Annotated in this window: 21 protein-coding genes and 1 tRNA gene; 17 read left to right on the forward strand and 5 right to left on the reverse strand. The window is 44.3% G+C overall.

Annotated elements, in window-relative coordinates; all coding sequences use genetic code 11:
• Positions 1 to 19: 19 nt before the first annotated feature.
• Positions 20 to 1,312, reverse strand: a complete 1,293-nt coding sequence (gene hisD, locus QEP08_RS01830) for a histidinol dehydrogenase (protein ID WP_285055087.1) — start codon at positions 1,310 to 1,312, stop codon at positions 20 to 22.
• 57 nt (positions 1,313 to 1,369) lie between these two features.
• Positions 1,370 to 2,221, reverse strand: coding sequence for an ATP phosphoribosyltransferase (gene hisG, locus QEP08_RS01835; protein ID WP_285055088.1), 852 nt, complete (start codon positions 2,219 to 2,221; stop codon positions 1,370 to 1,372).
• A 582-nt stretch (positions 2,222 to 2,803) separates the two neighbouring features.
• Here hisG and QEP08_RS01840 point away from each other — a divergent pair.
• The 17 genes from QEP08_RS01840 (at position 2,804) to QEP08_RS01920 (ending at position 19,305) form a co-directional block, all read left to right on the forward strand.
• Positions 2,804 to 4,408: a L,D-transpeptidase family protein gene (locus QEP08_RS01840; protein WP_285055090.1), complete on the forward strand. Its 1,605-nt coding sequence runs from the start codon at positions 2,804 to 2,806 to the stop codon at positions 4,406 to 4,408.
• Positions 4,409 to 4,441: 33 nt separating this feature from the next.
• On the forward strand, positions 4,442 to 6,481 hold the full coding sequence (locus QEP08_RS01845; protein WP_285055091.1) for a vWA domain-containing protein: 2,040 nt from the start codon (positions 4,442 to 4,444) through the stop codon (positions 6,479 to 6,481).
• Positions 6,478 to 7,758: a dihydroorotase gene (locus QEP08_RS01850; RefSeq protein ID WP_285055093.1), complete on the forward strand. Its 1,281-nt coding sequence runs from the start codon at positions 6,478 to 6,480 to the stop codon at positions 7,756 to 7,758. Before QEP08_RS01845 ends, QEP08_RS01850 begins: the two co-directional genes overlap by 4 nt.
• The gene (locus tag QEP08_RS01855; protein WP_285055095.1) at positions 7,751 to 8,422 is read left to right on the forward strand and encodes a hypothetical protein; all 672 of its coding nucleotides are present in this window, start codon (positions 7,751 to 7,753) and stop codon (positions 8,420 to 8,422) included. The genes QEP08_RS01850 and QEP08_RS01855 overlap by 8 nt, the downstream gene beginning before the upstream one ends.
• Positions 8,423 to 8,435: 13 nt before the next feature.
• Positions 8,436 to 9,008 (forward strand): DUF4199 domain-containing protein, encoded by a 573-nt coding sequence (locus tag QEP08_RS01860; protein WP_285055096.1) that lies wholly within the window; start codon positions 8,436 to 8,438, stop codon positions 9,006 to 9,008.
• 90 nt (positions 9,009 to 9,098) lie between these two features.
• Positions 9,099 to 10,055, forward strand: coding sequence for a glycosyltransferase family 2 protein (locus QEP08_RS01865; protein WP_285055098.1), 957 nt, complete (start codon positions 9,099 to 9,101; stop codon positions 10,053 to 10,055).
• A gap of 3 nt (positions 10,056 to 10,058) precedes the next feature.
• On the forward strand, positions 10,059 to 11,027 hold the full coding sequence (locus tag QEP08_RS01870; protein WP_285055100.1) for a glycosyltransferase family 2 protein: 969 nt from the start codon (positions 10,059 to 10,061) through the stop codon (positions 11,025 to 11,027).
• A complete protein-coding gene (locus QEP08_RS01875; protein ID WP_285055102.1) occupies positions 11,024 to 11,815 on the forward strand; it encodes a hypothetical protein in 792 nt (263 codons plus the stop codon). The genes QEP08_RS01870 and QEP08_RS01875 overlap by 4 nt, the downstream gene beginning before the upstream one ends.
• Positions 11,816 to 11,825: 10 nt before the next feature.
• A complete protein-coding gene (locus QEP08_RS01880; RefSeq protein ID WP_285055104.1) occupies positions 11,826 to 13,325 on the forward strand; it encodes a GH3 auxin-responsive promoter family protein in 1,500 nt (499 codons plus the stop codon).
• Entirely contained in the window at positions 13,322 to 14,503 is a 1,182-nt protein-coding gene (locus QEP08_RS01885; RefSeq protein ID WP_285055105.1) for a 1-deoxy-D-xylulose-5-phosphate reductoisomerase, read from the forward strand. Before QEP08_RS01880 ends, QEP08_RS01885 begins: the two co-directional genes overlap by 4 nt.
• Before the next feature lie 9 nt (positions 14,504 to 14,512).
• Entirely contained in the window at positions 14,513 to 15,841 is a 1,329-nt protein-coding gene (gene rseP / locus QEP08_RS01890; protein WP_285055106.1) for an RIP metalloprotease RseP, read from the forward strand.
• 9 nt (positions 15,842 to 15,850) lie between these two features.
• Complete coding sequence (hscB, locus tag QEP08_RS01895) at positions 15,851 to 16,381, forward strand: Fe-S protein assembly co-chaperone HscB (protein ID WP_285055108.1); 531 nt, start codon at positions 15,851 to 15,853, stop codon at positions 16,379 to 16,381.
• A gap of 25 nt (positions 16,382 to 16,406) precedes the next feature.
• Positions 16,407 to 16,967: a YeeE/YedE family protein gene (locus QEP08_RS01900; RefSeq protein ID WP_285055110.1), complete on the forward strand. Its 561-nt coding sequence runs from the start codon at positions 16,407 to 16,409 to the stop codon at positions 16,965 to 16,967.
• Positions 16,968 to 16,969: 2 nt separating this feature from the next.
• Positions 16,970 to 17,386 (forward strand): DUF6691 family protein, encoded by a 417-nt coding sequence (locus QEP08_RS01905; RefSeq protein ID WP_285055112.1) that lies wholly within the window; start codon positions 16,970 to 16,972, stop codon positions 17,384 to 17,386.
• Between the two features lie 102 nt (positions 17,387 to 17,488).
• On the forward strand, positions 17,489 to 17,785 hold the full coding sequence (locus tag QEP08_RS01910) for a DUF3817 domain-containing protein (RefSeq protein ID WP_285055113.1): 297 nt from the start codon (positions 17,489 to 17,491) through the stop codon (positions 17,783 to 17,785).
• A gap of 48 nt (positions 17,786 to 17,833) precedes the next feature.
• Positions 17,834 to 17,913 (forward strand) — tRNA-Leu (locus QEP08_RS01915).
• 186 nt (positions 17,914 to 18,099) lie between these two features.
• The gene (locus QEP08_RS01920; protein WP_285055114.1) at positions 18,100 to 19,305 is read left to right on the forward strand and encodes a site-specific integrase; all 1,206 of its coding nucleotides are present in this window, start codon (positions 18,100 to 18,102) and stop codon (positions 19,303 to 19,305) included.
• 130 nt (positions 19,306 to 19,435) lie between these two features.
• On the opposite strand, the gene QEP08_RS01925 is transcribed toward QEP08_RS01920, so the two are convergent.
• From QEP08_RS01925 to QEP08_RS01935, 3 genes are all read right to left on the reverse strand, one after another.
• A complete protein-coding gene (locus tag QEP08_RS01925) occupies positions 19,436 to 19,738 on the reverse strand; it encodes a hypothetical protein (protein WP_285055116.1) in 303 nt (100 codons plus the stop codon).
• A 61-nt stretch (positions 19,739 to 19,799) separates the two neighbouring features.
• Complete coding sequence (locus tag QEP08_RS01930) at positions 19,800 to 22,799, reverse strand: hypothetical protein (protein ID WP_285055118.1); 3,000 nt, start codon at positions 22,797 to 22,799, stop codon at positions 19,800 to 19,802.
• 10 nt (positions 22,800 to 22,809) lie between these two features.
• Positions 22,810 to 23,253 (reverse strand): hypothetical protein, encoded by a 444-nt coding sequence (locus tag QEP08_RS01935; protein WP_285055120.1) that lies wholly within the window; start codon positions 23,251 to 23,253, stop codon positions 22,810 to 22,812.
• Between the last annotated feature and the right edge of the window lie 12 nt (positions 23,254 to 23,265).

Genomic DNA, 23,265 nt, shown 5'->3' on the forward strand with positions numbered 1-23,265 from the left:
TGTCGAGATGACGTGATGCTTAAACTATTTTTTTCAATCGTATACTGATCGCGTTCCTGTGTGCCCTCAGCCCCTCAGCCTCGGCTAGCACCTCAACAGTGCCGCCAATGTTCTGCAGGCCCTGCGGGCTGATGTGCTGAAAAGTGACCTTCTTCACAAAAGAATCCAGCGATACACCCGAATATGCCTTTGCAAACCCGCTGGTTGGCAAGGTGTGGTTCGTTCCCGAAGCATAATCACCCGCGCTCTCCGGAGTCAAATTCCCCAAAAACACCGAACCCGCATTACTGATCAAAGGAATCAGCTGCTCAAAATGATCCGTTGCCAGGATCAAATGCTCCGGCGCATACACATTGCTAAATTCCATTCCCTGCTGCAGGCTATCTACCAGCACCGCATATGAATTGTCTATCGCTCTGGCAGTTACCTCTTTCCTTGGAAGTTTTTCCAGCTGTACCTCAAGTTCTTCAAGTATACTGGTGATGATCTCTCTTGAAGTGGCGACCAAAATTGACTGAGAATCAGCACCGTGTTCTGCCTGTGCCAGGAGGTCTGAAGCCACGTATGACGGATTGGCAGTCTCGTCTGCAAGTACCAGGACCTCTGATGGGCCGGCAGGCATGTCAATAGCAGTGCCCGCTAAAGACTGCACCATTTGCTTGGCCTGGGTCACATACCGGTTGCCCGGGCCAAAGATCTTGAAGGTCTTAGGAACTGTTTCTGTACCATAAGCCATGGCCGCAATAGCCTGCGCCCCACCAATCATATAAACCCTTTCTATCCCGAGTTTTAACGCCACATAAGCCACAAAACAATTGGTTTTTCCATCTTTTTGGGGAGGAGAGCAAACCACAATCTCCTTGCAGCCGGCCAGCACTGCAGGGATACCCAGCATCAGAAAAGTACTGGGCAATACCGCTGAACCACCGGGAATATAAAGGCCTACACGTTCAACCGGCCTGCTTTCGCGCCAGCAGGTCACACCTGGAATGGTTTCAATCTTAGCCTCCTTTACAGCCTGCGCCGCATGAAAAGTACGGATGTTGTTGTAAGCAATGTCAATAGCTATGCGCGCATCATCCGGTATCGACGCTGCTATGGCTGCAATCTCTTCTTTATCGATGTACAGACGTTGCAGTTCCACCTGGTCAAAAGCCCGGGCATAGTCAAACAAGGCTGCGTCGCCCTTGGTCTTCACTGTCCCGAGAATGCTTTTTACCCGGTCCTGAATGTCGGAGTCATCTTCCAGCTGCCGCAAACAAAGATCTTCAACTTCTTGTTTAGATAAATCTGTATAACTGTAGATTTTCAATGTCTTATATTTTTGTGTTAACTATTAGTTAATGCTGAATTTAACGGAATTTATCAATTAAGCAATGATCTTTTCAATCGGCATGACCACAATTCCTTCGGCGCCGGCAGCTTTTAAGCTATTGATCTTTTCCCAGAAATCATACTCCGCGATGACCGAATGAACAGCCACCCAGTCGGCATCAAACAAAGGTACTACCGTCGGGCTTTTTACTCCCGGCAGCAGGTCAACTATTTTCTGCAGGTTACTTTTCGCCACGTTCAATACTACATATTTAGTTTCCTTTGCACGCAGTACTGAACGAATCCTCTGCAGCAGTTCCTGAACTTCAGGCAACAGGTCAGAGCCTTCCTTGCCGATCAGTACTGCTTCGGATTTCATCACTTCAGAAAAAGGTTTGAGGCCGTTACTTTTTAAGGTACCGCCTGTAGAAACGATGTCGCAGATGGCATCGCTCAGGCCCAGACCTGGGCCAATTTCTACCGAACCTGAGATCATCCTGACCTCGGCATTTACTTTGTTTTCGTCCAGGTATTTTTGAAGGATGACGGGGTAGGAAGTAGCTATCGCTTTTCCACCCAACTGGGAAATGTCAGTGATCTGGCTTTCATTAGGGATAGCGATCTTCAGCGTGCATTTGCCAAAACCAAGTTTTTGGAGATACGTCACTTCGGCTCCAGCCTCAACGATTACATTTTCCCCAACTATACCCAGGTCGGCAATACCGTCCTGTACATACTCAGGAATGTCATCATCACGAAGAAATAGGATTTCCAACGGGAAATTGGTAACTGTTGAAATTAATGAGCTTTTGTAGTTTTCAAAAGATAAACCACAGTTTTTAAGGATCTCTACTGATTTTTCGTTTAATCTACCCGATTTCTGGATAGCTATTTTGAGTGTTTTCAATTTTGCTGTTTATGATATTATTGATTGAACAAGAAATAAAAAGGTCGGAAACAAGTTTTGAAGTACAAAACATTACATATACATCGCCAGCAGGCGATGGTGCAAATGTAAGTGATGGTTCAAAATATTGTTCATTTTTTTATTTTAAGTTCCTTATCAACAATGACTAGCATCTCTTGAGGAGATGCAAATATATAAAATGAAACATTAAATTAAAAATATACTGTATTTTAGTTGCTGTATATCTCCTGGCCAAGGGCTGTTTCATTTTTTTTATTCATACAGGCTTGCCTTGTCATGCGTTGCAGATGAGTAGTACTTGCGTTCGTACTGAATACGCAATAACTGAACATTGAGTACGCTCTGAGTACGCCTTTTTTCTAGAGAAAAGGCGTACTCAGGGCGTACTCACCCCGTACTCACGGCGTACTCAGTACGAACGCAAGTACTACTGATACAGAAACCGGGTCAAATAAAGAAATAAAGCAAATGAAAAATGGGCTGGGCTGATATCTGGCACTTAATTTGATTTCAGTAAATATAAAAAAATAACATCTAAATTTGCCGCAAATCTATCTGCCCTTGAAAAGATCCTTATTGCTCATTTTTCTGTTTGCAGCCCTGTTCAGCTCTTGCAGATGGTTTAAAGACACACCCGAAGTTGGCCTGGTGCTTTCTGAGCATTTTAATAATAAGCTATATAAGGATTTTGACACTGCGGTTTACAATGTGCTTTTTAAAAAACATCTGGACTCCGCTGGAAGTAAATTTTCAAACCCGAAGGTAGTAACCGCGTTTTACAAGGCAAATAATTTTGAGCCGGTATTGGTAACCCGTTTTTTTGCAGATGGTCAGCTGGATTCACTTGCAGCTTATATTAGCCGGAGCCCCGAACATGGCTTTAACCCTAAATCTTTCCGGTACCGGCAGATTGAAGAACTATTGCAAACCCTCAAAGAGAATAAATTTAAGGACATCGCAGAGGTTTACCCGGTCATTGCAGATCTGGAGCTCAATGCGGCTGAGGGCCTGATCAAATACAACAACTATGTCAATTATGGAGTAGTCAACCCGCGTAAAGTATTCAGCAGGTATTACATCCCGGTAGCACGTCCGGACAGTCTCTCAATCAGTAAAGTGCTGGCGACAGAGAATATGGTCAGGCTGCTGAATGATGTGCAGCCCAAAGATAAGGGGTACATGATCTTTAAGCAACAGCTGGCGAAGTTCAGATTGAAGCCGAACGCAGACGGAGCAAGGGATGATGCAAACGCGATAAGTCCGGTTGCAAAAACCTTGCTGGTCAATATGGAGCGCCTGCGCTGGAAAATGCCCGATATGGGCGAGGAATATGTGGAGGTCAATATCCCGGATTTCTCCCTGACCTGGTTCAATGATAAAGACACGGTGACCCATATGAAAGTGTGTGTGGGCGGGCCACGCAACGAGGATTATGCGGAGCAGCTCAAGCTGTTTATAAAAACCGGCAAGCTGGATGATAAACCTAAAAATCATGAGACACCGGTCATGCTGAGCAAGTTCAATTCGATACAGGTCAATCCGGTATGGAACATTCCTGTGAGTATTGCACGCAGCGAGATCTATTACCAGGCACTTAGAGATCCTTATTATTTGTCCAATAACAACATCAATGTGTATTATAAAGGCAGGCTGGTGGGCGATCCGGATACGATCCAGTGGAATAAATACCCAAGGGAAAAGCTTCCTTTCCAGTTTAAGCAAGGATCGGGGGGCGGTAATGCTTTGGGCAAGTTTAAGTTTGTGTTTGAAAACGGATCGAGTATTTATCTGCACGATACGAATAATAAAAGTGCATTCCGGCTGGCCAACAGGGCGATCAGTCATGGCTGTGTACGGGTAGAGAATCCGCTGAATTTTGCGCAGAATCTGGTGAAAGATAAATATCAGTATGATGACCTGCGGATGGAAGTGAACCTGCCGCCAACAGACACTACACGCATGGCTGTCTACAAAAAGAAACTGGCCAAAAAAGCGGATACGGTGAATGTGTTTAAACTGAAGCCCAAATGGTTTGGTGTAAAAAAGGATGTCGATATCCTGATCAATTACCGTACCGCCTGGATCGAAAATGGCAGGCTGCAGTTCCGTCCTGATGTGTACCGCCTGGACGCTGCGCTTTGGGATGCGATGAAAAAGTTTAGATAGATATTCAGCTAAAAGTTCTACCTTTGGTTTTTAATGAATTTCCTATACCCAGGTTTTCTTTTTGCGCTGCTGGCAATAGCCATTCCTATTGTAATTCATCTATTCAATTTCAGAAGATTTAAGAAGGTCTATTTCAGTAATGTACAGTTTCTGAAGGAAGCCAAAGAACAAAATTCATCCCGGGAAAAACTAAAGAATTTATTGGTTTTGCTGAGCCGGATCCTGGCCATTGTATTTCTGGTGCTCGCTTTTGCGCGGCCTTTTCTTCCTTCTGATTCCAGCGATAGTCCGGCTTTGAGAAACGCGGTGAGCATTTATATAGACAATTCTTATAGTATGGAAACGGTAAACAAAGAAGGCAGTTTACTGGACGAGGCCAAACGCAAGGCGAAAGAAATAGCAGCCGCATATAGCTTGAATGATCAGTTTCAGCTGATCACCAACGATTTTGAAGGCCGTCACCAGAGATTGGTCAGCAAGGAAGAATTTGTGCAGCTGCTCGATGAAATAAAGATCTCGGGGACGAGCCGTAACCTGCAGCAGGTCATCAACAGGATGCAGTCTGATGCCAATGCGGGCAGGAACCAGATTTGCTATCTGCTGTCAGATTTTCAAAAAAGCTTTGCCGGTCTTTCAAAGATAGAAGGTGGTAAGGCCATCAGGTATAATTTCGTAAAGCTCAATGCCAACAGTCTGCCCAATATTTCGGTGGACAGCGTTTGGAGTTTGTCGCCCGTTCACAAACCCGGACAAACCGAACGGATGGTGGTGCAGTTAAAAAATTATGGTGAGGAAGACGCTAAAGGCATACCCTTAAAACTGACGGTAAACTTGCAGCAGAAGGCAATCAGCAACGTGGCCGTCGGCGCGGGTAAAACGGTGGCCGATACCCTGTCATTTAGCGGGCTGAAACCAGGCTGGCAAAAGGCAAGCATTTCCATTAAAGATTTTCCGCTGACTTTTGATGATGAACTGAACTTTAGCTTCAACGTAAGCAATGAACTAAGGGTGCTGAACATCAGCGGAAATCCGTCGGATAAATTCATTGCTGCGCTTTTCGGCGCTGACAGCTATTTTAAGCTGACGGAAATGCCTGAATCAAACATCAAATATTCTACGTTCCCGGACTATGGCCTGATTGTTTTAAGCGGGCTCAGGGAGCCGTCATCAGGTTTGGCGCAGGAACTGAAAAGCTATGTTCAAAACGGTGGTTCAGTAGTGATATTTCCGGATCTGGATGTCAGCGCCGCGGTTTACAATCCTTTTCTGACGGGCTTGTCTTTGCCTGCTATACAGCAGCTCCAAACGGGTGTGCCTATCGCCACTACCATTGACCTGAAGAGCGAGATATTTAAGGATGTGTTTGATCAGATTCCAAAAAATATGGACCTGCCTGTGGTGTCCAGATATTTCAGCTATGCTGACGGGAGCCGGACCAGCAGGGAAAGTATCCTTCAATTGCCATTAAACCGTTCATTGTTTGCTAAATATACTGTTGGTGCCGGGAAAATATATCTATCTGCCAGTTCACTGAGCCTGAAAGACGGCAACTTGCCAAGGCACCCTGTATTTGTACCCTTGATGTATAAAGTCGCTTTTTCCGGTGCCAGGGAACGGCCGCTCTTTCATACCATTGGTCAGGACAACCTGATCGGAATGGAAAAGATCAGCTTACTGGCAAACCAGTCGCTGAAACTGGTGTCGGCAGACTTTGAGGTGATCCCTGAGATAAGACAAACACCCGGCAGGACATTGCTTTATGTGGCTGACCAGGTCAAAAAATCCGGGTTCTATGAGCTGAAGAAAGCCGATTCCACGTTGGCCGTTGTCGCTTTTAATGACAACCGGACGGAATCGGATATGCATTACGCAACAGAGCGGGAATTGGAGGGCTTGTTTGGCAAACAAAAGATATCGGTCTTCAACTCAAGAAAAGATGCCATGTCACTGAATATAGCCGCAAAAAATAACAGCACGGAGTTATGGAAACTTTGTATAATTTTAAGTGTTGTTTTTTTAGCGATGGAAATACTACTGATCAGATTTTTTAATAAAAATATACAAACAACATGAACCTTCTCCTCAGGGGCATAACCATTGCCGATCCAAACAGCCAGTTCAATCAAAAGAAATGCGATGTTCGTGTAGAACAGGGAAAGATTACTGCGATCACCGTGGTGGGAGCAGGCGCAGCTGGTTTAAAATCAAAAGGTGCTGAAGAAGTTTTTGACGGGACCGGATCTGTGCTGTCTCCTGGCTTTTTTGACCTGAACTGCTCGGCAGGTGATCCGGGTTTTGAGACCAGGGAAGACATCAGAACGGTTATGGCGGCAGCGGGCGCGGGTGGTTTTACAGGTCTGGCAGTTTTGCCAAATACCAAGCCTGTGATCCATTCCAAAGCTGAGGTGGAGTATGTGATCAATAAGGCAAAGGGCGGATTGGTAGATGTTTATCCGGTGGGTGCGTTAAGCCGCGATCTGGAGGGAAAGGAGCTGGCCGAATTGTTTGATATGAAACGGGCAGGTGCGGTAGCTTTTTCGGAAGCGGGCAGGTCTATTGAGGATGATGGATTTATGAGCAGGGCATTGCAATATGCGCAGGGCTTTGGCGGTCTGCTGATGGTTTACCCGGAGAATAAGTCGATAGCCGGTAAATCGCAGGTTAATGAAAGCAGTACCAGTGTGCTTTTGGGCATGAAAGGTATTCCGGCGCTTGCCGAAGAAATGCACATCAGCAGGGATATATTTTTGGCGGGCTATCATGACGCACCGGTGCACATCAGTACGGTGTCCACGGCGGGATCGGTAGCGCTGATCAGAAAAGCAAAGAAAGACGGCATAAAGATCAGCTGCGATGTCGCGGCACATCACCTGGTATTTACGGAGGAACTGCTTAACGATTTTGACAGCAATTATAAGGTAAAGCCTCCTTTGCGTGCGAAATCTGATGTGAAGGCATTGCTTGCCGGTTTAAAAGACGGTACTGTCGATGCGGTGGTTTCGCAGCACCGTCCCCACGAAATTGAGTTTAAAGATGTAGAATTTGAAATCGCTGCTTATGGGATCATTGCTTTGCAGACGGTATTGCCTTTGCTGATTAGCGCAGGTTTGGACGCTGTGCAGATTGCAGAGAAGCTATCTCTGAACCCGCGGAAATTGCTGGGACTGGAGGTGCCGGTGATTGCCGAAGGCGCTGATGCAAACTTTACGGTATATGATCCTTCTGCAAGCTGGGTATATGATGCAGACCGGAACTATTCAAAATCGGCAAATTCGCCGTTATTAAATAAAACACTGACTGGCAAAGTGCAGCTGGTTTATAACAACAAACAACTACAATCTTATGGATAATCATGTAAAAGTCGCGCTGATCGCAGCGCTGGATAACTTTGCCAAAGTAAATGGTAATGACTCCGTAAAACTGGAAGAAAGCCTTGTAGAGGTATTCAGCAAGGATTTGGGCTTTATGGAAAAGCTTGAGGAATTTGACGAAGTGTTTGACGAACATCCGATGTTTGACGAACTGAGAGAAGTCTTCTTTGACCTGCTAATGATCAATTTCTTCGCCAGTGACATTAAGAAACTGGAAGAAGATTACCTGGAATCGGATGAATGGGCAGATATTGAAGAGGAGACGATAGACAGGGGTACTGAACTCTTAAACTTGCTGCTTTATATCAATGAGTGCCATGATGAACGGATCAAACCTGAGCTTGGTGATTTCCTGAAAGAGTTCTTATTGGTAGAGGAGGATGAGTTCCAGGACGAGTTTCATATTTATGAGGACCTGATCAGCAACCAGCAGCTGGTAGAAAGCAGTGTAGAAGACATCTGCAGCCATGCGGGGATGATCGAGCTGGGTGAGGAGATGGAGGAGCTGTTTGTTCCTTTTATGGTGTTTTTCCACCAGCCTAAGCCAGATGATAAAATTATAATGGAGCTGGAAGAGTTTAGCAATAATAAAGCGTTTGATGTTGCGGTTTACACCTTAATTGCTAATTTTAACATTAATTAATGTTCAACAAGATATGGAAACGACCAACGCACCGATAAACATCAAACAAGAATCCATTAAGAACGGCTTTATTATGGCCGGAGTTAGTATTGTAATCTTTCTGGTTATGAATTATATCCTGCCGGATATGCAAGGATCATTTATAATGCTGGGTTTTCAATTACTTATTGGATTAGCAATTAGCATTGCTTTGTGTCTTGATATGCGTAAAAAAGTGGGCGGTTACTGGACGTTTAGTGAAGCGCTGCTGCATATTTTTGTAATGTTTATGGTGTCCGCTGTTATTGTTTATCTCTTTACCCTGGCGTTTGGGAAATATATCGATACGACATACCCGGTAAGGATGAAGGAAATGATCAGTTCAAAAACAGCGGATATGCTCAGGAGCCTTCATATGGACGACGAGAAAATAGCTGAGGCGATGGCAAAACAAAATGAAGATCTGGAGAAGCAGTTTAACCCCACATTTTCCCAGGTGATTGTCGCGCTGGGTATACAGTTGGTGATGTATTTTATCGGGGCGCTGATTTTTGCGGCGATATTTAAAAAAACAAAGCCTCTTGGTTTTGAGCAGATCAGCGAATAGTGATTCATAAGTATTAATATTGAGTGTGTGCATGGATACTTACTTAAGTTTATCTAAGTTTGCACATTGACAAAAGCTGCTAAAGTGCACATGGATATTTCTGTTGTAATTCCTTTATATAATGAAGATGAATCGTTACCGGAACTGACGGCCTGGATCGCTAAGGTGATGCAGGAACATAAGTTTACTTATGAGGTGGTTTTTGTGGACGATGGAAGTACTGACAATTCATGGGCGGTGATAGAGGACCTCAAAACTCAGTATCCGGCGGTGAGGGCCATCAAATTCAGGAGAAACTACGGAAAGTCTGCAGGGTTGAATGTTGCTTTTGAAGCGGCACAGGGCGATGTAGTGATCACCATGGATGCCGATTTGCAGGACAGCCCTGATGAGATCCCTGAACTGTACAGAAGGATAAAGGAAGAAAAATTTGACCTGATATCGGGATGGAAGAAAAAGCGGTATGATCCGCTGAGTAAGACCATTCCTACTAAAATATACAATGCGGCGACCCGCAGGATGTCTGGCATCCATAACCTGCATGATTTTAACTGCGGACTGAAGGCTTACCGTAAGGAAGTGGTGAAAAATATTGAGGTATATGGGGAGATGCACCGCTATATCCCGGTGATTGCCAAATGGGCGGGCTTCACCAAGATTGGTGAGCAGGTGGTAGAGCACCGTTCCCGCAAGTATGGGGTGACCAAGTTTGGAATGAGCCGCTTTATCAATGGGCTGCTCGATCTGTTGTCTATCTTTTTTGTGGGCAAGTTTGGCAAGCGCCCGATGCATTTTTTCGGGACAATGGGCGTGCTGAGTTTTCTGATCGGTACTTTTATGGCGCTGTGGCTGATCGGGGATAAGCTTTACCACATTTCAAATGGCATTCCATTGAAGCGGGACGTGACTGACCAGCCCTTATTTTATATTGCATTGGTAGCTATTATTTTGGGTTCCCAGTTGTTTTTGACGGGTTTTGTTGCGGAACTGGTATCCAGAAGCGCTCCTGAACGTAACCATTACCTGATAGAAAAGGAGATCAGTTAAGCGATGTTTTTCTCGATCATTATTCCCCTATATAACCGTCCGCAGGAGATAGACGAACTGCTTTATACACTGACCAAACAGACTTATCTGCAGTTTGAAGTACTGGTGATAGAGGATGGCTCTTCAAATGACGCGAAACATATTGTAGACAAGTATGTCAACCTGCTGGACCTGAAATATTTTGTAAAACCAAATTCTGGTCAGGGTTTCAGCCGTAATTTCGGTTTTGAAAAGGCTAATGGAGATTATTTTGTGATCTTTGATTCGGATTGCCTCATTCCGGCGAATTACCTGGAGATCGTAAGTGATTATCTGTATGAGCATAAACTGGATGCCTTTGGCGGTCCGGATGCGGCGCATGACAGTTTTACACCGGTACAAAAAGCGATCAGTTATGCGATGACTTCACCTTTTACTACCGGGGGGATCAGAGGCAATAAAAAGCATATCGGACAGTTTCATCCGCGGAGTTTCAATATGGGCCTGTCCCGGGAAGTGTGGGAAGAGGTTGGCGGGTTTATCCTGACAAGGTTGGGCGAGGATATTGAGTATAGCATCAGGATTCATGAGGCTGGTTTTAAGATCGGGCTGATCCCCAATGCTAAGGTATACCACAAGCGAAGGACCAGCTTTCTGCAGTTTTATAAGCAACTGCATTTCTTTGGCAGGGCACGGATCAATGTTTATAAACATTTCCCGTCGGAACTGAAATTGATCCATTTCTTTCCTGCGGTATTTACCTGTGGCCTGATAATGGCAATTCTGATCAACATATTTTACTGGCCTTTGGCATTTGTGTGTAACTTTTTGATACTGGTATACTTTATGTTGATATTTTTTCATTCCTGGCAGGTCAATAAGTCATTAAAAGTTGCATTTTTGAGCATAATTGCTGCCTTTATACAACTGACGGCCTATGGGCTGGGTTTTATGCAGGATTTTATTAAAAGAGTAGTATTTAAACAACAATGATAGATTTTTTAAAGGAGAGTACTTTTGCTGTAAATGAGGTGCTTAGCAAGGCCTGGACGGTGACAAAGAGGCATTATTTGTCGATTGCCACGCTTTGCTTTCTGATGTTCATTACTTCTAATGCTTCATTTTTGATGACCTTCTTTTTAAAGGACGTGAGCAAAGGACTGAATATACTGATGGCTGTAGTGTTTATCTTTTTTTATTTTACCATCAATCTGGCGCTGTTCAAGTATGTATTTCATTTGCTGGATGATGAGGAACATGATGTGAGCATTGTGAGTACCATACCTACAAGGCAGCAGATCATCCGTTTCCTGGTTGCTACGGTATATTTTTCGCTTTGCATTTTCGGGGTTTATCTGGTGGTGATTGTGGTCGGGCTTCCTTTCGTATATTTGCCGGGGATCAATATCAATAAAGTAACCAATATTGCGGTTCCTGTGGGCCTGGTGGCGATATTTATTACCTGGGTAAGGATTTCGTTTTTTCCTTTCTTCATCATTGACAGGAACCTGGGGCCTTTTGCTTCTATAAAGTACAGCCTGGCAACAACCAAAGGGAATTTTACCAAGATATTTATGTTGCTGCTGGTTCTGGGCAGTTTTCAGATGCTATACCTTTTCTTCGGGTTCATACAGTGGCCGATAGTGGCTTTCTTTACAAATGTCCTGAGCTCCTTTATCATCATTCCTTTATCCAGTGTGGCGCTTACGATTGCTTACCGTAAGATGATGAGCGAATACAAGGGGGAGGATGAACCTGATATTATACACAATATAGTTTAAAAACGGAATCATGGGTTTAAAAGCAGCATTGAGCAAGCCATTTGCTGCCTTGGTAGTCCGGGGCATCAACAAGTGGAAAATAAATGCAGTAGCAGCACAGGAGGAAACCCTTGCCGGACTTGTTGCCGGAGCAAAGAATACAGTTTTTGGCAGGGATCATGATTTTGCGGGCATCCGTAATTATGAAGATTTTAAAAAGCGTGTCCCGGTTAGAGATTACGAGGCTTTGAGACCCTATATAGACCGGGTAGTAGATGGAGAACCTGATGTGATGTGGAAAGGTAAGCCGCAGTATTTTGCCAAAACTTCCGGGACTACCTCTGGTGTCAAATACATCCCGATCTCGAAAGCGTCTATGCCTGAGCATGTGAAAGCGGCAAGGAATGCCTTGCTTACCTATATCCATGAGACTGGTCATGCTGAGTTTGTGAACGGAAAGATGATTTTTTTGCAGGGCAGTCCTGTATTGAAGAAAAAGAACGGGATTAACGTGGGAAGGTTGTCTGGCATTGTCGCGCACCTGGTCCCGGGATATCTGCAAAAAAACCGCCTGCCATCTTATGAGACCAATTGCATTGAAGACTGGGAGGAAAAGGTGGATGCAATCGTAGAGGAAACCTTTCATGAAGACATGACGCTGATCTCCGGGATACCGCCCTGGGTGCAGATGTATTTTGATAAGCTTTCCGGGAAATCGGGTGGTAAAAAGATCAAAGATATTTTTAAAAACTTTAACCTGTTTGTTTACGGCGGGGTCAATTATGAACCTTACCGTGCAAAAATAGAGGCCAGCATCGGCAAAAAGATAGCTACCATTGAAACTTATCCTGCATCCGAAGGCTTCATTGCTTATCAGGATACACAGACCGAAAAAAGCTTGCTGCTGCTGGTTAAAGCGGGGATGTTCTACGAGTTTATTCCTGCGGAAGATTTTTATAAGGAGAATCCCCAGCGGATAAGTCTGGCAGATGTCGAACTGGACAGGAACTACGCCCTGATCCTGAATACCAATGCTGGTCTGTGGGGCTACAGCATAGGGGACACCGTGAAGTTTGTGTCTAAGAATCCATATAAGATCCTGGTGACCGGAAGGATCAAACATTTTATATCGGCATTTGGAGAGCATGTGATCGGCGAGGAAGTAGAGCACGCGCTGCTGACTGTGGCCAATGAGGAGGGTGTCGGGATCACAGAATTTACCGTTGCGCCGCAAGTGGCCACTCCGCAAGGCGAACTCCCTTATCATGAGTGGTTTGTAGAGTTTTCGAATCCGCCGGCAGATTTGAAGGCTTTTAGTAAAAAAGTGGATAATGCCTTGCAGCAAAAGAATATTTACTATTTTGACCTCATAGAAGGGAAAATATTGCAGCCTCTGATCATTCGTTCGCTGAAAAAGGACGCTTTTGTGAGCTATATGCGTAGCCTGGGAAAGCTTGGCGGGCAAAATAAGGTGCCAAGGTTATCAAATGACAGAAAGATTGCAGACGAATTAAGTAGTTTTACAGATTGAAACATATATCAATATTAGGATCAACCGGTTCCGTAGGGACGCAGGCTTTGCAGGTTGTGGCTGCGAACCCTGCTTTGTACCGGGTTACTGCACTCAGTGCACAGTCAAATGCTACTTTACTGATCGAACAGGCGCTTCGCTTTAAACCAGGTACGGTAGTGATCTGTGATGAGACCAGGTATGCTGAAGTGAAATCAGCTTTATCTGGTTTGGCTATAAAGGTTTTAGCCGGAGAAGATGCCTTGTGCGAAGCAGCAGGTATCGATGAAGCTGACCTTGTACTTACTGCTTTAATGGGTTCTGTGGGGTTGAGACCTACAATAGCCGCTATCGAGGCGGGTAAGGACATTGCACTTGCCAATAAAGAAACGCTGGTGGTGGCCGGTGACCTGATCACCTCCCTTGCGAAGGAACATGGGGTCAGGATCATTCCAGTGGACTCTGAACATTCTGCGATATTCCAGTGTTTGGCCGGAGAGGAAAACAATCCGATAGAAAAAATCTATCTGACTGCTTCCGGCGGGCCGTTCAGGGGTAAGGACCGTGCCTTTTTGGCTGGTGTAGGCCGTGCTGCGGCGCTGAAACATCCAAACTGGAACATGGGCCCCAAGATTACGATAGATTCGGCTTCGCTGATGAATAAGGGCCTGGAGGTAATAGAAGCCAAATGGCTTTTTGGCCTGGATCCGGACCAGATCGATGTGGTGGTACATCCGCAGTCAATCATTCACTCTATTGTGCAGTTTAATGACGGCTCTATGAAGGCCCAAATGGGCCTGCCGGATATGAAGCTGCCCATTCATTATGCCCTGGCTTATCCAAACAGAATATTAAGTAATTTCAAACGTTTTAGTTTCATTGACTATCCGGAACTTACTTTTTCGCAGGCAGACAGAGAGTCGTTTAGAAATCTGGACCTGGCGTTTAAGGCATTGCGCATGGGCGGAAATATGCCTTGCATTATCAATGCGGCAAATGAGGTGGTCGTCGATGCCTTTCTGAATGAGAAGATCGGGTTTTTGCAGATGAGCGATGTGATCCAGCAGTGTATGGAAGAGCTGGAGTTCATCGCAGAGGCGAACCTTAATAATTATTTAGAAACGGACAGGCATACACGTATATTTGCCGGCGAGCTGGTAACAAAACAAGTTTATCTTAATCAAAATATAAAATATTAAAATCTATATATGAGCGGACTGATTATGGCGGCCCAGTTACTTCTGGGATTATCGATACTGGTAATTTTACATGAGTTGGGGCATTTTTTGGCAGCGCGTGCCTTTGGTATTAAAGTAGAGAAGTTTTATCTGTTCTTTGATGCATGGGGCGTTAAGCTGTTTAGTTTTAAAAGAGGAGATTGTGAATATGGTATAGGCTGGCTGCCGCTTGGGGGTTATGTAAAAATCGCCGGGATGATCGATGAGTCCATGGATACTGAACAAATGGCACAGCCGGCACAGCCCTGGGAGTTCAGGTCTAAACCAGCCTGGCAGCGTCTGATCGTAATGCTGGGTGGTGTAATTGTAAATATTGTGGTCGGGATATTCATTTTTTGGATGCTTACCTTTAAATATGGTGAGACTTTTATCCCGAACAGTTCGGTACAGGGGATCAACCCTGGTATCATAGGCAAGGAAATAGGCCTGAAGAAAGGAGATAAGGTTGTTGCGGTGAACGGTAAAAAAGTGATCCAGTTTGATGAACTGATCAGCTCTAAAGTTTTGCTGGGCAATACAACGCTGACCGTTATGCGTGAGGGTAAGGCTTTGGACATCAAAGTTCCGGATAATATACTAAACAAAGTTTCTGACCTGGGTATTGAAGAGTTTATCAGCAGAATGCCGTTGGAGACATCTACAATAGACAGTGTGGCACCGGGAAGGGCAGCTTTTAAGGCTGGACTGAGGGCTGGTGACCTGGTGACGGCGATTGACGGAATACCTGTTAAATTTGATGCTGATGTACGTGACCTGATTCCAAAATATAAGGGAAAGACAGTAAATATAGATGTAAACCGCGGAATGGAACATTTGGCACTTAACATTCCTGTGGATACTGCTGGAACGATCGGTGTAGCTTTCAGACCGAATGAGCTAAAGGAAGAAACCATCCACTTTGGGTTTTTTGAATCTTTTCCTGTTGGGGTAAACCAGGCCTGGAAGGTATTTAGCGACAATGGCAAAGGAATCTGGAAGGTGCTGACAGGTAAAATTAAGGCCAATAAGGCGTTTTCCGGTCCGGTGGAGATTGCACGTAAAGTTTACGGGGGTGTGTGGATCTGGGAGAGATTCTGGGCATCTACGGGTTTTATATCCATTGCGCTTGCGTTTATGAATTTGCTGCCTATTCCGGCTCTTGATGGCGGGCATGTTGTTTTTCTCATTATCGAGATGATCAAAGGCAAGCCGATGGGCGACAAATTTATGGAGCGTGCACAGATCGTCGGATTTGTATTGCTGCTGTCGCTGATGGTCTTCGTGCTGGGCAACGACATTTTCAAGGCGGTAATGCATTAGTGGCCTCAGATGACTGATTATTTCGAGTTTTATGGTTTACCGGTCAGCTTCAATCCTGATCAGGTACTTGTAAAAAAGAAATTTTACGAGTTCAGTAAACGGTACCATCCTGATTTTTTCATCAATGAAAGTGACGAAAAACAGGCTGAGGTACTGGAGATGAGCACGGTCAACAACAAGGCTTACCAGGTGCTTTCTGATCCGCAGAGGCGGCTGCATTATATCCTTGAATTAAAAGAGGTCCTGACAGAGGGGGAGAACTATGTTTTGCCCCAAAGCTTTTTGATGGAGATGATGGAGGTGAACGAAGTGCTGATGGATATGCAGTTTGATCCCGATGCAGAAAAACTGGCAGCTTTAAAGAATGAGGTGGCAGGGATAGAAAAGGCGATCTCAGATGAAATTATTGCTTTAACTTCAGATTTTGATGTGAAATCTGAGGCGGAGCAAATTAAATCACTGGCTGCGGTAAAGGATCTTTATTATCGCAATAAGTATTTACTTAGAATAAAAGACAGTATAAAAGCTGCATCTAAATAGGGCTGCGGCCCGTAATGAGTAGGATATGATCGAGGTTCTAAAACAACCCTGGCCCTGGTATGTATCAGGACTCGCCATCAGCGCAATAATGCTGGTACTGATTTTCTTTGGTAAGTCTTTTGGGTTTTCTTCTAACCTGCGTACGATCTGCAGCATGATGGGTGCAGGTAAGCGTGTCAGGTTTTTTGACTTTGACTGGAAAGCCCAGCGCTGGAACCTGATGTTTCTGGTTGGCGCTGTGGCCGGTGGGTTCATCTCTTCCCATTGGCTTGGTTCCGGGGCGCCATTGACACTTTCGGAGGCTACTGTTAACGATCTTGGAAAGCTCGGAATCGCTTTTGACGGACAAACCGTTCCTTTGCAGCTGTTCAACTGGGAATATGTATTTACCCTGAAAGGGCTCTTTATATTTCTGGGCGGTGGTTTTCTGGTAGGTTTTGGTACCCGGTATGCCGGAGGCTGCACTTCTGGTCATGCGATCAGTGGTTTGTCAAACCTGCAATTGCCTTCTCTGATTGCGGTGATTGGATTTTTTATAGGCGGACTGGTCATGACGCATCTTATCTTCCCACTTTTATTTACCTGATCATGCTGAAGACTTTTAAATATATATTCACCGGGATCATATTCGGTATAGTAATGAGCAAATCTGAAGCAATCTCCTGGTACAGGATCCAGGAAATGTTCAGGTTTCAGTCTTTTCAGATGTTTGGGATCATTGGTACTGCGGTGATCACAGGTATTGTTGCGATTGCCCTGGTTAAAAGATTTGGCGCAAAGACGATCGGCGGCTCCCCAATTGTTTTCACTGCGAAAGAAAAAGGCTGGCGAAAGTATTTGTTTGGGGGGATCATATTTGGTTTTGGCTGGGTGCTCACGGGTGCTTGCCCCGGGCCTATATTTGTCTTACTCGGGCAAGGGTACCTGGTCATGGTCATCGTGATTATTGGTTCATTGGCCGGAACGTATGTTTATGGTGTGTGTAAGGATCGTTTGCCGCATTGACACAATCGACTTACTCAATGCGTTATGTGATTGTAAAAAAGCCAAATTGTTCTGTTTTGTAAAGGTGTTTAGTGTATTTTAGCGGCTGAATCAATTGTACATATGGATACATCAACTACTTTTAGAAAAATTGCTGTTGCAGAGGGGGTTTCTTATATTTTACTTGTTTTTGTAGCCATGCCACTGAAATATTGGGCCGGTATTCCTGAAGCTGTAAAATATACCGGCTGGGCACATGGTATTTTATTTATGCTGTATATTGTCCTGCTGATCATGGCCTGGATGGAATATAAATGGGCCTTTAAAAAGACAGCGCTATTTGGGCTGGCTTCTCTGGTGCCTTTTGCACCGTTTTGGGTGGATAAAAAGCTTAAAGAAGATAATTCAAATAAATCTTGATAATTATGGATGCAATTGATACATTTGCATCCCGCTGATAAAGCAAATGCCCAGCTGGCGGAATTGGTAGACGCGCTGGTCTCAAACACCTGTGGGAAACCGTGCCGGTTCGACTCCGGCGCTGGGTACGACCCCTCTGACACACACAGAGGTTAAAAATTAAAACAGCCTTAACCTTATGGATAAGGCTGTTTTTATCTCAAATTAATTGGTATTTTTTGGTGTTTCGTTTCAACCTCGTTTAAACACGAAAAATTCGCATATCTATGCTGCCAATCAGCCACTGCCGAGTTTTTCTTAAATCAAAAAACTTTATGGTAAGCTATTCCGTAAAACTCATTTGCAATAAGTCCAGAATCCAGTTAGATGGCACTGCATCCCTGTATTTAGTGGTGATCATCAACCGGGTTGTAAAACATTTGCCTTTAAACCTTAAGTGGCCCGCTTCCCTGGTTGACAATAAAAAAGGCATTATAGAACCGAGAAAGAGAAATGACCCTGATTATAATGACTACCAGCTAATTATTGATACGGAACTGAGTAAGGTTAACGAAATTTTTAAAATTTACCGCATTCAGGACAGAGTGCTGACCATGGAGTTATTCCTTGAGGATTTACAAAATATTGAGTGCAGGCGCGATTTCATCCCCTATATGGAAAAGAAGATTATGGAGAGGTATAAGTATAAGGAAATCGGGTTTAAGACCAAAACAGCACACATCGGCACCTTACGGAGATTAAAAAAATTTCGGACAATCATACCACTTTATATCACGGACAGAAAGTTTTTGCAGCAATTCAAAGCAAGACTCATCCAAATATATAAAAATGATGCAGGTACGGTTTGGGGTAGGATAAAGGACGTAAAAACTTACCTTCATCTCGCTATTGCTGACGGGATGACTGTAAACCCGGACTTTGAAAATTTTGTAAATACACCGCCATTACCTTCAATCACTTATTTGGAGGAAGAAGAAATAAACAAATTGCTTTCTCTTTATAATTCTGGCCGTCTTGATGAACAGAGACAGAATGTCTTGCGGGCTTTCTTATTTTCTTGCTTTACTTCGCTCCGAATATCCGATGTACAACTCGCAGAATGGGGATGGGTAACTTTAAATAATGAATTGCAATTTATTCCCTATAAGAACCGGAGATTTAAAAGAGAGGTAACTATACCGCTATCCGCTATCGCTAAAAAATTCATTGAACGAAAAATAGGTAAGTTTTTTAGCCTCCCTACAGATCAGGAAATGAACCGCAGTCTAAAGGATATAGCCGCTTTAGATTGCGTAAATATTAAAAAAAACCTAACCTTTCACGTATCCAGGCATACCTTTGGCACTCATTATTATAAGCAAACAAAGGACGTAGTAACACTTCAAAAGATAATGGGACATTCTAAAATCACCACAACAATGATTTATGTTCACGTAAATGAACAGGACAAGCGAACCGGGATTGACATTATGAATGATTCATTTCTGAAAAACTCCGGATTTTTAAGACTTGTCAGATAGTATATTTTTTATTGGATAGCTGGATAATTTCTGTGTTTTTTGGTGTAAATGGTTTCCGAGCAGCGACTTACATTATCCAACGCCGTTTATTGAATATCCAGCAATATCCGTCATATTAATTTTTGTGCGGTTATTTTACAGTTATCTCACACCTCAAAGTCGAAGTTTCAGTTTCTACGGTCAAGGTTGTTTTGCCGCGATTTTCCGCTGTGAATAGCCCTGATGCACTCATCCTACCAATAGGGATATTGGAGCTATTTACTTCGAATTCAGAGATATTGTATTGGGTTTTTCCCTTAGTAATGATAAACTGAAAAGTTTCTCTGATGGTTAGGCTGACTTCTGTTGCGTTCAATTTATAAGTTGCTTCTTCCTTTTTACAGGATAAAAAAAGGCTCAACACGACAACAACCAATAGGATTAATTTCTTCATCTTTTAATTTTATAGTGTTAAGTTATAAATAAAAGACAAATAAATTAAATCTTAGTAAAGGTTATGCACTTTGATCTTCCCTAGTAGCATCTACTTCCGCCTTGAAATCTTCGAATTTGGAATAATTGAAGATTAAACCCTTACTGATGGCGTCAATAACCTGGTCCAGTTTTTTCTCGACAGCCGAATTATTCAGGTTTACGATTGGCGCCGGATTCGGTTGCACCGGCGCTGGCGATATGGATGAAGAGCTACCGCCAGAATAGCCGGATCGGTATGACAATTCCGCTTCCCTTGCAGCTTCATTTGCAACGGAATATTGAACAGGAGGGTACAGCTGCTCACCCAAGGTCCTGCTTAAAATGTCGGAAGTATCGCCCGCATTGTAAACATCTGTACCAGGGGAAAGATTAGTCAATTGCGGTTTTTTTGTGAGCCACCAACGCCCTTCTTCTTCAACCAGCTCCATGCCCGCTTCTCCAATGACCGCCGGGCCTCCTTCAAAGTTTCTAACACCTCCGGCAAACTCAGGGGGTTTGGTGGTCGCAATAACAGCGATTTGGGCAGCAGCGGCAATACCGGCAGCACCGGCAAGGAATAAATTCGGCAGCGCCTTTACCACAGCGAGTGCCCCGCTAATGATGGCCTGTGTGATTGCAGCCTTTTGATCCGCTTTCCATGCGCGTAACTTTTCTGCCCGTACCTTAGCATCGTATTTTTTATTGATCTTCTCTTTCTGCTCTTCGGTAAGATTTTTATTGCTGAGTTCTTTTTGACGTTCCTCATCAATTTTACTCAGGTTTGCATCGCTTTCCGCCCTTCTGTTATTCGCTGCAATATCAAAAACAGCTGTAGCAACATCTTGCGCACTACCTATGGCGGTATCCTTAATTTCTTTGTGTTTTTCGGCCTCTTTTTCCTTTTCTTTTTTTACTTCTTCATCAAGGATAGCGGAACGGGCCGCGGCCCATTTTTTTCGGATATCAGTAGCATCGAGCCCAAATTTATCTGCTAGCGCCAGCAGGTCCTTATAGTGTTGATCAGCCTGGTACAGCTCTAATTTTGCCCCGGTTAAACCTGATTCACCAATTCTGGCAACAGCATCAGCCTTATTTTTCGCTTTTTCTGCCGAGTCAGCCTTTGTTTTGGCAAGTTCCTCACCGGCTTTCTTTGCTGCATCTAAATTCTCTTTCTCGAACTTTGCATAGAGCTGCAGCATTTCCTGACCTTCAAGATTTGCAATCTCTGTGAGGGCGGCTTTGTTTCCTTTTGCCTGTTCTTCTAGTTTTTGATATTTAACCCTGACCGCCTCGATTTCCTTGTCATTCTTTTCGAGGGAATTCTGGTATATTTCTTCCGAAATGGCCTCGATCTCTTCTGCAAGTTTCTGCGCTGCCTGCTTTGCTTTTTCTGATGCCGGATCTTTGTATCCGGAAGCGTTGGCAGGGATCACTACGGGCGCTATATTATTTTGCGCCATTTTCTCGGTTTCGCCTTTAGAATTGAGCTTGTATTTACTGGCAAAACTCGTTTGTGCATTTAAAAGTTTATTGCGTTCTTCACCCGCTTCCGCGTAGGCCCGCTTAAGTTGCATCAGATTGGTCTGCGCAATTCCAATATCTTGCACCGATTGTTTGATGTTGAGGCCAGTTCCATCTTTTTTGGCTTTGTTTAAGCTGTTTATCAGAAACTCTGCCTGCTCAATGTCAGTGATATCTTTCGGGAGTACTATGTTCAGCCCTTTATCCCTGGCGCGCTCGATGATCACAGCCATAGTCTGTGACAACTGTGTCCCCGCTTTATCCATTTTTAAAAATGCGTCTGCCTCATCTTCAATAGAATTGGTCAGAGCTTCGTTTTTTTTCTGGAAAGCAATGCGCATAACAAGTGCTTTGTTAACTTCATTCAGCACCGGCAGAAGTTTTCCGTTTGAGACCTTTTCCGCGTCGATCTGTCCCAAATAGGCAGGGTATTGCTCTTTTAAGGTCTTGATAATACTTACCCTGGTTTCATGAGTCGTATTACTGGCTTGCAACTGAACCATGTTGGCGGCAAGTGATGCCCGGTCTCTGTCCAGCGTATCTGAAAGCTTTGTCGCAGTAGCCCGTTCTAACCAGGTAACCAGCGGAGCGAAGACCTGAGACATAGAAGCTTTTGATTTTACTATGAACCCGCCCAGGGCTTCCTGAATATTGCCTAACCGGGTCTGCATTTTCTGCATGCCCCCGGATTCTGTATCGGACATGGCCTTTGCGACTCCGCCAAACTCGGTTGTTAGTTCATTAAGAATAAGTTTTTGAGCACCCGCGACATCATTTGTGGCAACTAGGCTTTTTACGGTTTTTACCTGGTCTTCGGTAAAAGAAACCCCCACTTTGCGAAGTGCAGTCATGCCCTTTATCGGATCGTTCAACGCTTTTCCAACTTGCATTGTGGTAGCCTGTATAGTTTCCATGGAAACATTGCCATCATTGAGCTTTGCTGTCATATCTACTATTGCAGGAATCGTCTGGTCAAATATTTCCCCACGTACATTGGTGAAAGTGAGCAGTAACCCCTCAGATTTTGTGATGACATCATCATCTACTCCTGTTAACCTCATCAGCGATCCTGCCAGCTCGTCCAGCTGCCCTTTAGTTCTACCTGCTATACCGCCAGTAGATTTGAGGGTCGCTTGAAGTGATGCCTGCCCTTGTTCTGATTCAGAATATGCCTGTTGTGCTCCGGAAACAAAGTTTGACAATGCGCTTACCGCCGTCTCAATCCCCTGGGCTAAAAGGTTACCACCTGCAATCGCTACAACATCACTCCAATTTCTTTTTAAATCATCCGCCTCCGTGTTTATACCCTTCATCTCTTTACGATATTCTTCCAGGGCGCGATTGAGTAATATCAGGTCTGCTTTCTGTTTAGCGTAACCCGGATCAGTCGACTTCATATTTTTGAACTCAGCGTTGAGCCGCCTCTGAGCGACTTCTAGCTCCCTTTGCGACGCTAACGCTTGTTTTCCATTGATAACAAGGTTGATTACTGCCTCGGTGTCTACTCTGCCTTTAGCCATTGGTATTCGATTAGGTTTGAGAGGTGATGATTTCAGAAATATTTTTCAGAACTGTCTCGCTCATTTTATCTGCAAGCAGCTCTCTCAGCCTGTAGATTTCAGCCATTTTCGGACGGTTCAGCCAGCGTTTTTCGGTACGGTTGACATAGCTAACATTAGCTCCGTATCTTTTAGCAGCGGTACGCATTTGTTTATTGGTGCCACGCTCGTAAGCTTTCAATCCTCTGCCTACATTCATATCCCGGAACCTGCCATATTGCAGGAATTTAAACAGGATACCCAGCAGCTCCCCTTGCTGGGATTGCACCTGATCCTTAAATGAATTATAAAGCTCATCAGTTACCCCGATTTTCTTTTTGCGGAGCTCTTTTTGCCAGCGCTCAATAGTTAGCTTCGCCCAACCCTGGACATATCCGCGGATCTGCATTTGATCAAATAAGGAATTACTGGCCATGGTATAAAAATC

The organism is Pedobacter ginsengisoli (genome assembly GCF_030244015.1).
GTDB lineage: Bacteria > Bacteroidota > Bacteroidia > Sphingobacteriales > Sphingobacteriaceae > Pedobacter > Pedobacter ginsengisoli.